15 protein-coding genes are annotated in these 14,568 nt (G+C 40.3%); 9 read left to right on the forward strand and 6 right to left on the reverse strand.

Annotated elements, in window-relative coordinates; genetic code table 11:
* Window positions 1-368 precede the first annotated feature (368 nt).
* Both ACFSR6_RS19350 and ACFSR6_RS19355 read left to right on the forward strand, forming a co-directional pair.
* Window positions 369-1,325 carry a lipid A deacylase LpxR family protein gene (locus ACFSR6_RS19350; protein WP_379081942.1) on the forward strand — a complete coding sequence of 319 codons (957 nt, stop codon included), beginning with the start codon at window positions 369-371 and terminating at the stop codon, window positions 1,323-1,325.
* Window positions 1,252-2,436 (forward strand): acyloxyacyl hydrolase, encoded by a 1,185-nt coding sequence (locus ACFSR6_RS19355; RefSeq protein ID WP_379081945.1) that lies wholly within the window; start codon window positions 1,252-1,254, stop codon window positions 2,434-2,436. Before ACFSR6_RS19350 ends, ACFSR6_RS19355 begins: the two co-directional genes overlap by 74 nt.
* On the opposite strand, the gene ACFSR6_RS19360 is transcribed toward ACFSR6_RS19355, so the two are convergent.
* The 3 genes from ACFSR6_RS19360 to ACFSR6_RS19370 are packed head-to-tail and all read right to left on the reverse strand — an operon-like array spanning window position 2,433 to window position 4,871.
* On the reverse strand, window positions 2,433-2,792 hold the full coding sequence (locus ACFSR6_RS19360) for a CoA-binding protein (RefSeq protein ID WP_379081947.1): 360 nt from the start codon (window positions 2,790-2,792) through the stop codon (window positions 2,433-2,435). The genes ACFSR6_RS19355 and ACFSR6_RS19360 overlap by 4 nt on opposite strands.
* Before the next feature lie 36 nt (window positions 2,793-2,828).
* Window positions 2,829-3,296, reverse strand: a complete 468-nt coding sequence (locus ACFSR6_RS19365; RefSeq protein WP_379081950.1) for a DinB family protein — start codon at window positions 3,294-3,296, stop codon at window positions 2,829-2,831.
* 33 nt (window positions 3,297-3,329) lie between these two features.
* A complete protein-coding gene (locus ACFSR6_RS19370) occupies window positions 3,330-4,871 on the reverse strand; it encodes an NAD(P)/FAD-dependent oxidoreductase (RefSeq protein ID WP_379081952.1) in 1,542 nt (513 codons plus the stop codon).
* A 564-nt stretch (window positions 4,872-5,435) separates the two neighbouring features.
* Here ACFSR6_RS19370 and ACFSR6_RS19375 point away from each other — a divergent pair.
* From ACFSR6_RS19375 to ACFSR6_RS19395, 5 genes are all read left to right on the forward strand, one after another.
* Complete coding sequence (locus ACFSR6_RS19375) at window positions 5,436-6,017, forward strand: LemA family protein (RefSeq protein WP_379081954.1); 582 nt, start codon at window positions 5,436-5,438, stop codon at window positions 6,015-6,017.
* An 83-nt stretch (window positions 6,018-6,100) separates the two neighbouring features.
* Window positions 6,101-6,541: a TPM domain-containing protein gene (locus ACFSR6_RS19380; RefSeq protein ID WP_379081957.1), complete on the forward strand. Its 441-nt coding sequence runs from the start codon at window positions 6,101-6,103 to the stop codon at window positions 6,539-6,541.
* 6 nt (window positions 6,542-6,547) lie between these two features.
* Complete coding sequence (locus ACFSR6_RS19385; protein ID WP_379081959.1) at window positions 6,548-7,312, forward strand: TPM domain-containing protein; 765 nt, start codon at window positions 6,548-6,550, stop codon at window positions 7,310-7,312.
* 134 nt (window positions 7,313-7,446) lie between these two features.
* Complete coding sequence (locus tag ACFSR6_RS19390; RefSeq protein ID WP_379081961.1) at window positions 7,447-7,836, forward strand: hypothetical protein; 390 nt, start codon at window positions 7,447-7,449, stop codon at window positions 7,834-7,836.
* 46 nt (window positions 7,837-7,882) lie between these two features.
* Complete coding sequence (locus ACFSR6_RS19395) at window positions 7,883-8,431, forward strand: NUDIX hydrolase (RefSeq protein ID WP_379081964.1); 549 nt, start codon at window positions 7,883-7,885, stop codon at window positions 8,429-8,431.
* A gap of 129 nt (window positions 8,432-8,560) precedes the next feature.
* Here the strand turns inward: ACFSR6_RS19395 and dnaA are convergent, their stop codons facing one another.
* The 3 genes from dnaA to ACFSR6_RS19410 all read right to left on the reverse strand — a co-directional run bounded on the left by dnaA (window position 8,561) and on the right by ACFSR6_RS19410 (window position 12,707).
* Window positions 8,561-9,991, reverse strand: coding sequence for a chromosomal replication initiator protein DnaA (gene dnaA / locus ACFSR6_RS19400; protein WP_010601383.1), 1,431 nt, complete (start codon window positions 9,989-9,991; stop codon window positions 8,561-8,563).
* A 541-nt stretch (window positions 9,992-10,532) separates the two neighbouring features.
* Window positions 10,533-12,080: an acyl-CoA mutase large subunit family protein gene (locus tag ACFSR6_RS19405; RefSeq protein ID WP_379081966.1), complete on the reverse strand. Its 1,548-nt coding sequence runs from the start codon at window positions 12,078-12,080 to the stop codon at window positions 10,533-10,535.
* Window positions 12,081-12,176: 96 nt separating this feature from the next.
* Window positions 12,177-12,707 (reverse strand): DUF7935 family protein, encoded by a 531-nt coding sequence (locus tag ACFSR6_RS19410; RefSeq protein WP_379081968.1) that lies wholly within the window; start codon window positions 12,705-12,707, stop codon window positions 12,177-12,179.
* A 92-nt stretch (window positions 12,708-12,799) separates the two neighbouring features.
* On the opposite strand from ACFSR6_RS19410, the gene ACFSR6_RS19415 reads away from it, so the two are divergent.
* Window positions 12,800-13,153 carry a HesB/IscA family protein gene (locus ACFSR6_RS19415; RefSeq protein WP_379081970.1) on the forward strand — a complete coding sequence of 118 codons (354 nt, stop codon included), beginning with the start codon at window positions 12,800-12,802 and terminating at the stop codon, window positions 13,151-13,153.
* 101 nt (window positions 13,154-13,254) lie between these two features.
* Entirely contained in the window at window positions 13,255-14,484 is a 1,230-nt protein-coding gene (locus ACFSR6_RS19420; RefSeq protein WP_379081973.1) for an ABC transporter permease, read from the forward strand.
* The last annotated feature ends 84 nt before the right edge of the window (window positions 14,485-14,568 follow it).

The raw sequence follows: 14,568 nt of genomic DNA on the forward strand, positions 1-14,568 counted from the left end.
AAAAAATTATCACCCCTGCAAAGACTTTGAATCAAAATATTGAACAGAATTCGGTAAACCTATGGTTTACAGCAGGAAATAATATTAATCCATGCAAAACAATTGGAACTCCCCGCTGTTTAAGCAAACTTTTTAGCTGTTCAAACCTATCAGGTTTCCTCAGACAAACCCACCCCTGTACGGGCAAGCGATTGAAATGGAAAGCGGAAATCAATTAGATAGTAGCACTAAAACCGCTTTAATGAAAAAACAATAACATTAAATATATCCTAAAGGAATAAACAAATCCTAACCATGCATAATGGTATCGAGATTTCGAACAATAATTAATACTTTTATAGCTTTAAAATGCCCTATAAATGAAATTGATGCTCAGATTATACGCTATCCTACTATTTATTGGCATAGCTGAAATTGGCTATGCTCAAAATTTTAAAAACGAGCTTGTTATTATCTCTGAAAACGATGCTTATATCGACATTACCAGCGACCGCTATTATACTAATGGAGCTTTTATTAAATTCAGGCATGCTTTAAATGGAGAAAAGCTTAAAGCAGGAAGAAGTAAAGAGATTATCGGCTTTGAGCTTGGTCAAAAAATATACAACCCTTATTATAGTTTTGTACCTAATCCGGCTTTGCACGACAGGCCTTTTACAGCATATCTATATGGAGAGGCAAACTATAGCCGCTTTTACGACAACAAACAACTGTTAAAGGTTTCTGCCCAGCTTGGGGTTACCGGAAAAGATGCTCTTGGAGAAAAATTTCAGAAGGCCTTTCATAAACTGGTTGGCCAAAACCAGATTGAAGGATGGGAATATGGCTTAAACAGCGAGCCGACACTGAGCCTCGGTGCTGAATACAACAAACTTTTAGTAAGCACCAACAATAAGGTATTCGATGTTACAGGAACAGCTTCGGCTGCACTTGGCAATGTGATTACAAAGGCTAATCTTGGTGCCATGTTCCGTTTGGGAAGATTTAATGACATGGAAGGCTCTGCTGCTTTCAACAGTTTGGTGAGCAACAACAATAGCTATAAAGTTCCGCGTAAATACGAACTTTTCCTTTCAGTTAGTCCACAATTACATGCTGTTGCATTTGATTCGAGCTTGCAGGGTGGTTTATTTAGAAGTGACAAGGGGCCGATCACTTTTAAACCAAAACCATTTGTTTTTACCACACAGGTAGGTTTAACTTTTGCCATTGCAAGGTGGACAGCCAATTATACAGCCACCTTTACTTCAAATGAAGTTAAAAACAGTGCAACGGGATACCGATATGCCTACTACAGCCTCGCTTACCGTTTTAGTAAAAGTTAATATGAAAAAACAGTTACTCTCTTTTGCCTTACTTTTTACTGGTTTGTCTTTTACTAAAGCGCAAATTGTGCCGGAAAATCATTCGATTGTTTTTAAACCGGTATTCGGCACACACATCAATAACGATCAGGGACATTTGTTCCAGGATCAGATTACAGGATTTGATGCCGCCTATTTTAAAGATATTAGCCAGAATAGCGATAAATGGATTGGCTTTAGCGGGGCAAAATCATATGGAATTGGCTTTGTTTTCAGAGACCTGAGTAAACTGAAGGGCAATAAAGATACTTCTGCCCATGCCTTTGGCCAGATTTATGGCGCCGTATTGCAGCTAGATTTCCAGCTTTTTAAAATTGGAAAGGCTAAGTTTAACTTTACACCGGGTGTGGGCTTGGGTTACACCAATAAATACTACTTCAATAATACCAAAAACCGTTTTCTGGGCAGCCCGATTAATGAAACAATAAAGGCCGACCTGGGTGTGGAGCTGCCACTAAGTAAGTATACGGATTTAATGGCCGGTTTCGGCTTCCTGCATGTATCAAACGGTGGTGCAACAGTACCTAATGGTGGCTTAAATACCGGAAATGTATATATAGGACTAAAACTTGGCAATCCAAAAGAACTTACTGCCGAGAGAAAAAGCACATATACTACTTTACAACGCAACTCCATTGAGCTTAGCGCAGGTTTGGGCGCCAGGGGGGTATTTGGCGATAACACCAAAAGTCTTTATAAAAGTGGGCTGTACGCAGGCTATAATTTTTACTTAAACGATATCATGTCGTTAAAAGCGGGAGCCGATGCCGTTTACTATTACAGCGTTTTTGATCCTGATCGCTATGGCGAAACCTATCAGAACTACGGCACTTCTTATGACAGATGGCGTACAGGAATAAGCATTGGTGCCGATATCAATTTATGGCGGATAACTGTTGCAGCTCAGATTGGAAAATACATCCATTACAACAGGCTGATGGAGAAAGCAACCTGGTACTGGACATTTGGTCCAACCTTTAACGTTACCCCTCACCTGGGCTTACAGGCAAAAACCTATATGCACTTTGCACAAGCCGATTACGTAAACTGGGGCGTAGTGTACCGGTTTTAGTACTGCCCGGTGCTCAATAACACTAAAGTACAGGCCTCAACAGGCTCTATATCATGCTGATCTAATAATTTCTCCAGCTCGTAATTTTCAGTTCCGGGATTGAAAATCACTCTTTTTGGCTTTGTAGCTAAAATATAATCGTGGTATTGTGCCTGCAGATCAGGGCCTATATACAGGGTGATGGTATCGATATCATGATGGATTTCTCCGGGCTTTTCAATTTCAACGCCTGCAACCTCTCCCTTTTTTATCCCCACGTTAACAATTTCATGATTAAAACGCCTGAGCATATTGGCCGCTTTATAAGCATATCTTGAAGGATCTGGCGAAGCGCCAATAATTAATGTCTTTTTCATTTTAAATTGATTACACAGATGGAGAGACTACATGAATTAATATTTTGACAATAATGCAATCTGACCTGAGTGATAGGCATGATGCTGCGCTAAACCGCTCACCAGTTCAATATTGGTTACCCCTGTGCCTAAAGCTGGATTACGCTCGCTCTTTACTTCATCATTCCACTGGTTGTTTTTCAGGCTTTCGCAAAGGCGGATCAGTTCTTCGTTCGCAATCTTAAAATCGAAGATGATACGCTCCCAGGCCTGCGGTGTCCTCGCTTCAGGTTCAGGCCAATCTCCCCTCTCAGGCTCAGCAGCTGGCTTACCGGTTAATCTCGAAGTAACTTCTTCTGTCCAGGCCGTTAAATGCAAGGCTATTTCGGCAATGGAATGTGCGCCTGGCACAAAATGGCTGAATGCACTTTCAGGATTCACATTATTCAGTATCTGCATAACATGATTGCCATGCCAAGCATCACCATTAAAAGCTTTTTTTATTTCGTTCGTAATATTAAACATATCAAAACAACAATTGGTATACTATAAAGTTTGTTAAGACCTGCTCAATATTGCATTTGCACAGTTGATTCCATCAATCGCTGCCGACACAATTCCGCCTGCATAACCTGCCCCTTCAGCACATGGATATAAACCTTTTACCTGTGGATGCTGGTAGGTTTCTTTATCCCTCGGAATCCTTACCGGAGAAGAAGTTCTGCTCTCAACACCCACTAAAATAGCTTCATTGGTATAATAACCCCTAATTTTTTTTCCAAACAAAGGTAATGCTGCACGCAAACTACCAGACACAAATTCAGGCAGGATATTATCAAGCATCGAACTTTTGGTGCCTGGCAAATAAGAATTTTTTGGCAGATCGAGCGACAATTTGTTGTTCACAAAATCGACCATACGCTGTGCTGGAGCAACCAGATTTCCACCCCCCGCTTCAAAAGCAGCTTTCTCTATTTCAGATTGAAAATTCAGCATCCTTAGTGGATCATAACCTAGAACATCATTTAAAGTTACCTGAACAACGGTCCCTGAATTTGCGAAGGGATTGTTCCGTTTAGATGGCGACCAACCATTAACCACGATTTCTTTTTCACCCGTAGAACAAGGTGCAATAATTCCGCCCGGACACATGCAGAAAGAAAATACCCCCCTTGCCCCTACCTGCTCAACCAAACTGTAATAGGCAGGAGGCAAAAATTCTGAACGGATGTCGCAATGGTACTGTGCAGCATCAATAATTTCTTGCGGATGTTCGATCCTGACCCCCAGGGCGAAAGGTTTTGCTTCAATCAGGATGTTTTTACTGTTCAACAATTCGTACACATCTCTTGCAGAATGTCCTGTTGCCAGGATAATATCATCAGCCAGGAGTTTTTCTTCAAAATTAATCTCTATGCCTTTTACCTTTCCAAATTCGATTAAAATATCGGTCATCCTGCTATCAAACATCACCTCGCCACCCGCATTCAAAATGGTATCTTTTATAGCAGTAATGATGTGGGGAAGTTTATTGGTACCAATATGCGGGCGGGCATCAATCGCGATATCGGGCTCTGCGCCATGGTTTACAAAAACCTGCAACACTTTGTTAATATCGCCCCGCTTGTTAGAGCGGGTATAGAGTTTACCATCAGAATAGGTACCGGCACCACCTTCGCCATAACAATAGTTAGATTCGGTATTAACCAAACCTTGCTTATTTATTGCGGCCAGATCTCTGCGGCGTTGTTTAACATCTTTACCCCGTTCGATAATAATGGGCTTTAATCCATTTTCAATGCATTGTAAAGCCGCAAACAAACCCGCTGGACCAGCGCCGATAATAATTACCGGTTTGGCCCCAGTCACATTTGGATAGTTGATGGTGTAAATTTCAGGAACGGCTTCCTCATCCACAAAAACTTTTACCTGTAAACGGAAAATCACCTTTCTGGAACGGGCATCGATCGATCTTTTCAGAATTTCGTAGCCTTTAATCCTTGTTTCCGAAAGTTTTAGCCCTTCAGCAAGTTTTTGTTTAATAACTTCAGTTTGCTCAACCTGTTCTGGGAGCAAAGTAATTTCGACGTTTTTTTGCATACCTGGTCAGGTTTTTATCCCGAACGGTACAAAGATAGGCAACTATAAATAATAATTAATACAATTTAGTGCAATGGAGGTTCGAAAAGATATTATGGCATCCAGAAAGCATTTATTGATTTGCAAAGCAATTGCAGTATTCTATGGGCGACTTTCTTCCCGCTCTATCTCCAGCCCCGATGAAAAATCTGGGGCATCTGTTACATCCGGTTTAGGTGGCGACCTTGTTGCTACTATACAGGTTTTCCTTGTTATAGCTTAAAGTTTTTAGTCACGGTCGGAGCGAGCATCCTGTTTTCTCTATCGCGATAAAGCGGAGAGCAGGACGAACATTAAAAAAGCTAAAAGCTAAGTGCTCCAAAACAAACGAACCATACCAGATATACACAGGTTTATTATTCAATTACTCAATCAAAATGTCCCGATTTTATCTTATCGAAATCAATGAGTAGCTTGTCAACCTGTCAGGTAAAAACCGAAACTGTAACAAAGGCATGCAATTTGATATCTAATTCGTAAATTGAACCATAATTCAATTTGCTTAAAAAGACAAAAACCATAAAAATGAAAAGATTAATATTTGGAATTCTGGCTGCAGTAATTGTAGTAAGTACTTTAAGTTCGTGCGGTTATAACAGCATGGTAAAACTTGATGAGAACGTTAAATCGAAATGGGGAACTGTACAAACCCAGTATCAGAGAAGAGCAGATTTAATCCCTAACCTGGTAGCAACCGTAAAAGGAGCAGCTAAATTTGAACAGGGTACACTTACTGCCGTAACTGAAGCACGCGCTAAAGCTACGCAGATGACGGTTAGTACGGATGATTTATCACCAGAAAACATTAAAAAATTCCAGGCTGCACAGGGAGAATTAAGTCAGGCATTAGGTAAATTATTATCCATTACCGAGAATTATCCTGAATTAAGGGCAACACAACAGTTTAGTGATTTATCGGCTCAGTTGGAAAGTACTGAAAACAGAATTACAGTTGCTCGTAAAGATTTTAATGATGCTGTGCAGGAGTATAACGGTAAAATCAGGTCGTTCCCTACCAATTTAACAGCCGGAATGTTCGGTTTTAAACCAAAAGGATATTTTGAGGCTGATGCTACCGCAAAAAATGCACCTAAAGTAGAGTTTTAAAAATCTAACGATAATATTGAAGGGTAATGGATGTTTATAATTAAACGTTTGTTACCCTTTTTAATTCTTATACAAATAAGCTCATGCCATTATTTTCAGATATAGAACAAGAAAAAATAGCAAGCGCGATAGCTGATGCTGAGAAAGCCACTTCTGGCGAAATCAGGATTGCGGTTGACAAGCTTTGTGCGGGAGATCCGTACGAAAAGGCCATCGAATATTTCAGCAAGCTGGGTATGGATAAAACCGCCCGGAGAAACGGGGTACTGATTTACCTTGCTCATGCCGACCATAAATTTGCCATTATAGGCGATGTGGGTATTGATAAGGTAGTACCAGAAAATTTCTGGGAAACAACTAAAATTGCGATGACTGCTCATTTTGCCAAAGGAAATTTAGCCGAAGGCATTATTGCCGGCATTGCTCTGGCGGGAGAAAAGCTGGCTTTATTCTTTCCTCCACAAAAAGGCGACATTAATGAGCTGCCGAATGATATTGTTTTTATGGATAATTTAGAAAATTAATAAGCGATGAAGAAAATATTCCTTTTATCGCTGCTGAGCCTGTTTTTCAGTTTTGCGTTTTCACAAGATTTCCCGGAAAGACCCAATACGCTGGTTAATGATTATGCGAATGTGTTATCAGCCGATCAAAAACAGGCACTCGAAAGCAAACTGGTCGCTTTTAACGATTCGTCTTCAACACAGATTGCCATTGCTATATTAAAATCGGTTGGCGATTATGACATTAATGAATATGCGGTAGAACTAGGTAGAAAATGGGGTGTTGGCCAAAAGGGCAAAAACAATGGTATTATGATCGTTGTTGCTGTGGGCGACCGAAAAATTTCGATACAAACCGGCTACGGCTTAGAGGGTGCTTTACCTGATATTTATGCCAAACGGATTATCGATGATGATATTAAACCCAATTTTAGAGCCAGTAACTATTATGCCGGTCTGGATGAGGCAACAACATCAATTATAAAATACGTACGCGGTGAATATAAGAATGATAATCCAAAGGTATCTAAAAGTAAGGGAGGCTCCGGAAGCATTATCATTATCATCATTATTGTAATTGTTATCATCATTATTATGAGAAAAGGCGGTGGTGGAGGCAGCCAGGTGATTGGAGGCCGCGGCGCTTCTAACGCTTTGTTCTGGGCAATGCTTTTTGGCAGCGGCGGCGGAGGCCGTGACAGCGGATGGGGCGGCGGTTCATCCGGAGGTGGAGGCTTTGGTGGTTTTGGAGGTGGAAGTTTTGGCGGTGGAGGTTCAAGCGGAAGCTGGTAAGCTGGTTCATTAGCCATTTGTTTACTGGTTATTCGGTTAACTGGTAAATTGAAAACTGATTATTGGCTCACAGTTAATCAATTCCTATCTTCGGACCTCTGGCACCAGACTTCGGACTAAAACATGACAACAAAATGTACAGAAGAGATTTAATCACAGCAGAAATACAGAAACTAGCACAGGTTTTGGCGCGCATTATGGGGCTTAAATTAGAAGGCAAGTTGGCAGAAGCCGGTCAGCTTTTTGATGAAACAATAGAAACTGGTTTTCAGCTACCCAAAGAAATTCTCGAGAACAGAGACCTCACATTTTTTGAAAACTGGCTGAATGAAAATAATCTTCTGCCCGAAAAGCTCGATTCTTTAAGCGAATTTTTGTATTACGAATTAGGAATCAGTGCAGAGAGAAACCTGCTGATTGCCCCGAAGCTTAATTTGGTTTATCAATACTTGTCAGATCGACATAAGATTGTACATTTGGTAAACCTGCACCGCCAGCAAACGATACAACAATACCTGCGCTAAGCAGCATCAGGCACATGGCGCTAAACAAAATAAACAACATAAATAAATGATTATAGAAAAGTGGCAGAAACTTGCCTCTAAATATTTAGTTAGGGAAAAATGGGCTACCTTGAGGGTAGATGAGGTTAAACTTCCGGATGGAATTATAAAAGATGATTATTATGTTCTGGAATACCCAAACTGGGTAAATGCCATTGCATTAACGGCCGAAGGAAAAATTATTATGGTGCGCCAGTACCGCCACGCGGCTGATATTGTTTCACTCGAAGTTCCTGGTGGGGTAATAGATGGAGATGAATCGCCTGAGTTCGCAGTTAAACGGGAGCTTTTAGAAGAAACGGGCTACAGTTTTGAAACCTGCAAATTTATAGCTGAGCTTTATCCCAATCCTGCAACATCAAACAACAGGACATTTACCTATTTTTTAACGGGCGGGGTTAAAACCCACGAACAGCATCTGGACGAACATGAAATTTTAAACGTGGAAGAGTATACCGTTGAAGAAGTAAGACAACTGATCAGAAATAATAAAATAGCACAGGCCCTGCACGTTGCGGCTTTATGGTACGGCCTAGCCGAGATAGAAAAGCTTTAATGGTTAGGAAATCAGATAAAAAAATAAAGGCCCGATATAATATCAGGCCTTTATTGCATTTCATGATTTTTTGAACATGAGCTAAATATTTTAACTTAACGCTCCTGCTTTCTTTTAGCTGAACTTGGTTTAGCTCATTTTTAATTTCTTCTGGATATCGTGTACGTAAGCTTTAAACTTTTTATCGGTATCGATTAAATCTTCTACCGTTTGGCAAGCATAAATTACGGTACTATGATCGCGGCCACCAAAGAAAGCACCAATTGTTTTCAATGATGATTTGGTATGGCTTTTAGATAAGTACATGGAAATCTGACGTGCCTGAACAATTTCGCGTTTACGTGTTTGCGATTTCACCATATCAACCGGAACCTCGAAATACTCGCAAACCAATTTCTGGATGTATTCCATTGAAATTTCTTTTGAGGTATTTTTGATGAAGTTCTTCAACATCTGCTTAGCGAGGGCTAAATCAATTTCTTTCTTATTCAAAGTAGCCTGTGCCAAAAGAGATACCATTGCCCCTTCTAATTCACGTACATTGTTATCAATGTTGTGTGCCACATATTCTACCACCTCGCCCGGTAACTCAATACCATCAGCATACATTTTCTTTCTTAAGATAGCGATACGCGTTTCCAGGTCAGGAATTTGCAGATCAGCAGACAAGCCCCATTTAAAACGGCTCAACAAACGTTCTTCCAATCCGGCTAAATCTTTCGGTGCCTTATCAGATGTTAGGATCACCTGTTTGCCCGATTGGTGCAAGTGGTTAAAAATATGGAAGAAAATATCCTGTGTTTTCTCTTTACCGGCAAAGTTGTGCACATCATCCATGATGATAACATCCATTGCCTGATAAAAATTAACAAAATCGTTAATGGTGTTGTTTTTTAAGGAGTCTACAAACTGCTGACAGAATTTCTCACAGCTTACATAGATCACCAATTTATCCGGCATACTGCGTTTAATCTCATTACCGATTGCCTGTGCCAGGTGGGTTTTACCCAGGCCTACGCCACCGTAAATCATTAATGGGTTAAAAGACGTGCCTCCTGGTTTAGCCGCAACGGCATAACCTGCAGAACGTGCCAGGCGGTTGCAATCGCCCTCGATGTAATTTTCGAAAGTATAGTTTGCGTTTAATTGCGGATCAACATTTAATTTTTTTAATCCGGGGATAATAAAAGGGTTTTTGATATCCTTATTGATGGAAACCGGAATTGGCATCGATTGTACCTTTGCCTCCGCTCCATTTCCATTTGAGGGCATATTGGTAGTATAAGGATTACCGCTGTTTGATGATTTATCTACAACGATGTTATATTCCAACCTGCCATCCTCTCCAAGTTGTTTTTTTACAGTCTTGCGTAGCAAGCCTACATAGTGTTCTTCAAGCCATTCGTAAAAGAACAAACTTGGCACCTGTATGGTTAGAACCTTGCCTTCCAATTTAAGAGCCGTTATTGGCTCGAACCAAGTTTTGAAACTTTGATTCGGAATGTTATCCTTAATAATTTGAAGACAGTTCTTCCACACTTCTGTACAAGTTTTTTCCATTGCGATTTCTATAATTTATTGGTTTACAGTGCCGATTCGAATTAAACGGATGGTCCGTATCGGGACTACGAATATTGATAAAATTATCAACATTTTAAACAAAAATTTCAAATAAATTGTAACGTGCTGATAAGGAATATAGTAGACCGCTTAACCTCAATTTTTTATGTTGATAACTATTTATTAACACTGGTTATCCACACTTACAATTATTTAACCTGATTGTTCCAGATTAATTTCAAATCGCCGATAAAAAGCAAATTTTAAGCCATTCTAGATGGTAATTAACCGTTTTAGTAGCGCAAATATTAGAATCAACTGGAAATCAAAGCAATAACAATATACAAATAAATATCATAGCACCAACATCGTCAATAAACCATCTAAATCAAATCATACTGGTTCTTTTCCTGTATTAATTTAACGACAGTTAAACCCCTTTTAAATAATTTAATTGAACAGCTTATCTTTTTGTTTCATGTAGCTTCCTCATAAAATGGTTTAAGCTTATTTTAAACGGGAAATGTAAAAAAACGAAAACTTAGTATGTTCCAAAGCAAGCCCTGAACACGTCTGCAATTTCGCCAAGGGTAGCATACTTTTCAACGGCATCAATAATAAAATGCATCAGGTTGGCTTCACCTTTGGCAGCTTCGCTCAGTTGTTGCAATGCTTTTTCCACTTCAACCTGATTACGGCTTGATCTCAAATGCTCTAGCTTGTCAGATTGAAGTTTACGGATCGAATCATCTATATTGAAGACCTCGGCCAAACCTTCTTCTTCCTGGGTAAATTTATTTACGCCAACTGATATCCGCTCGCCGCTTTCAATCTCTTTTTGATATTGATAAGATGCACTGGCAATTTCGTTCTGCATATAATCACTTTCTATCGCATTCACCGAACCTCCCATGGCATCTATCCGATCTATATATGCCCATGCAGCTGCTTCAACTTCATCTGTAAGACTCTCTACAAAGAATGATCCTGCCAATGGATCTACCGTATCGGTTACCCCGCTTTCGAAGGCAATAATCTGCTGGGTACGCAAAGCGATCTTAGCTGCCGATTCGGTAGGCAAGGAAAGCGCCTCATCGTAGCCATTGGTATGGAGTGATTGTGTACCGCCCAAAATAGCTGCCATGGCCTGATTACTGACCCGGATCACATTATTTAAAGGCTGTTGTGCGGTTAAAGTAGAACCTCCGGTTTGGGTATGGAACCTCAACATCTGGGCCTTTTCATCTGTAGCCCCTAAATCTTTGGTGATTTTTGCCCACATCCGCCTTGCTGCCCTAAATTTGGCGATTTCTTCAAAGAAATTATTGTGACAGTTAAAGAAAAACGATAATCGTTTTGCAAATATATTAATATCTAAACCTTTATCCAGTGCGGCTTTCAGGTACGTTTTTCCATTGGCCAATGTAAAAGCGAGCTCCTGTACTGCTGTTGATCCGGCCTCGCGGATATGGTAACCAGAAATGGAAATCGTATTCCACTTGGGCACTTCTTTACTACAGAACTCAAAAATATCAGTGATCAAGCGCATTGATTGTTTTGGAGGATAAATATAAGTTCCCCTTGCAGCGTATTCTTTTAAGATATCGTTCTGAATAGTACCCGAAATTTGCTTTAAATCTGCTCCCTGCTTTTTTGCAAGTGCAATATACATGGCCAATAAAATCGAAGCTGTAGCATTGATGGTCATCGATGTGGTAATATCCTTCAATTGAATGCCATCAAACAGGATTTCTATGTCTTTTAGCGAATCGATGGCTACCCCAACCTTTCCTACTTCACCGTCGGCCATTTCATGATCCGAATCGTAGCCGATCTGTGTAGGGAGATCAAACGCAACCGATAAGCCTGTTGTTCCCTGCGCCAATAAATAATGATAACGTTTGTTGGATTCTTCAGCAGTAGAAAAACCGGCATACTGCCTCATTGTCCATAAGCGGCCACGGTACATATCCTTTTGGATACCCCTGGTAAAGGGAAATTCGCCCGGACGCTCATCCATCGGTTTTGCCTCGGTGTATAAAGGCTTTATTTCAATGCCAGATGTAGTGGTATGTTTTTTATCGCTCATTTGGTTAGTTCATTAGTTCAGTGGCTCATTAGTTTATTGGTCAATAGTATAATAGCCATACTTAATTGGTTAACTGGGGCAATTAAGCGATTAATCTTAAAAAAGCCTGTGAATGTCCTTCTTAATTAACTCAATCGTTAAATCGTAGGGGTTCTCCTCTATGCCTGCCATGTGCTGTAAAACTGCTTTACTCAATTCAATTCCGCTTGCATCTGCGGGTAAACCCTTCACAGCGTTATTGACCATGGCGATGGTATCATCCTTCAATTTACGCACCACATTCCAGGTTACACTATCTATATACAATTGCTGGGTAATGTTATGCTGGTACTCTGAACGCACTTCATTTAAGATGCCAGCCTGTAAAACGGCAATACTGATACCCTGCTGATGTAACCGTACGAAAAGGTTAGCAGGATTAATGCGATCGATAAATATGATTAAGCGTTCATGTGCCTGTAATCTTAAGGGTAAAATATGCGCCCTGCTCTCTTTATTCAGTTCGATATTTTTAAGATCGAAAAATCGTTGAATATCGCTCTTTAAAATATAATAAACAGCCATTAGTGCAGCAAAAATGCCGGCAAATAAGATCACTACATCAATCAGGATTTGTTGGGTATTCATAAGTATTGTTTAATTACGGTAATATTAACAGACCGCTAAAAGCAAAAATGTGCATTATTATTTATATTTGTAACAGATAAAATTTAAATAACATGAGCATAACAGTTGATACAGCATTTGCACCGGTTACTTTTTCGGAAGGAGCGGCCAAAGAGTTATATAAGTTAAGAGATCAGCAGGAGATTGGCGAAGATTACGGTTTACGCGTTGGCGTAGAGGGCGGTGGTTGCGCTGGCATGAACTACGTTTTAGGTTTTGACCAGAAAAAAGACGGCGATCAGGAATATGTTATCGATGGCATTAAAGTTTTCATGAATAAAGCGCACCAGATGTACCTGATGGGCATGATGATCGATTGGCAGGATGGCTTAAATTCACGTGGTTTTACCTTTATTAACCCTAATGCAACCAGCACCTGTGGCTGTGGCACAAGTTTCTCGGCATAAATAAAATATTATTGTAACATATAGTGCAGTCCCCTTGTCTAAACATCGGGACTTTTTTATTTTTAAAGGCATTGCCCGTCAAACGCTTATCGCAAGACTAAATGAATTACAGAGAAAACATCAAACTGGCATTAGAATCAATTAAAGCTAACCGCTTGCGTACCATGCTTACCGCTTTGATTATTGCCATTGGTTTAATGGCTTTGGTTGGGATTTTAACCACACTTGATGCGGTAAAAAAAAGTATGACGGATGCTTTTAGCAGCATGGGAGCCAATTCGTTTACGATCAGGAACCGCGGTACGGGAATCAGGATCGGAAATGGTAAAAGGCCAAAACCTTTTAAGGCCATCCGCTATGAAGATGCGATTAAATTTAAAGATAGCCTAAATACCCCGGCCACGGTTGCGGTAAGTGTTTTTGCCAGTGGTGGCTCTACTGTAAAATATGGTAGTTTAAAAACCAATCCCAACATCAACGTTCAGGGAATCGACGAAAATGGTTTGGCTTCTCAAGGCTTAAACCTCTCTCTGGGAAGAAATTTTAGTGTTTCCGAAATACGGTTGGGCAGCAATGTCTGTATTGTAGGTGGCGAAGTGGTTGAAAAGCTGTTCAAAGATTCTGACCCATTGGATAAACTGATCAATGTAGGTAACAACCGGTTTAAAATTGTTGGTATATTGGAGAAAAAAGGATCAAGTATGGGCTTTAGCGGCGATAGGGCCGTATATGTGCCGCTGTTAAAAGCAAAGCAGATTAATGCCAATGCCAACCCATCTTATACCATAACCGTAATGGTTCCCAGCAATGAGATGCAGGAAAATATTATTGGAGAATCTACTGCACTGTTCAGAAATATCCGGAAAGTAAAAGTAAATGAAACCAATAACTTCGAAATCACCAAAAGTGATGCAATTGCACAGACCTTATTTGAGAACCTGGCATTTGTGGCTATAGGTGGCGTTGCCATTGGTATCATTACCTTAATCGGAGCATCAATCGGATTAATGAACATCATGCTGGTATCGGTTACAGAGCGTACACGCGAAATCGGTATCCGTAAGGCCATAGGTGCAAATCCGAAAGTAATCCGTCGCCAGTTCTTAATCGAGGCAGTAGTGATCTGCTTAATTGGCGGTATATTCGGTATTTTTCTTGGGATTGTTTTAGGTAACCTCATTTCCCTGGCCATGGGCGGAGCATTCCTGATCCCTTGGTTATTTATTATCGGTGGCTTCGTGCTATGTATATTCGTAGGCATTCTTTCCGGGTATTACCCAGCCAAAAAAGCTTCGAAACTGGATCCTGTAGAGGCATTAAGGTACGAATAGGGAAGTTAATTAGTTTATTGGTCAGGGGTTCACTAGTCAATAGTTACTAGTCAAACTATAAGCCATAAAGCCGAACAATATGGT

The organism is Pedobacter vanadiisoli, assembly GCF_042684385.1.
Taxonomy (GTDB): domain Bacteria; phylum Bacteroidota; class Bacteroidia; order Sphingobacteriales; family Sphingobacteriaceae; genus Pedobacter; species Pedobacter vanadiisoli.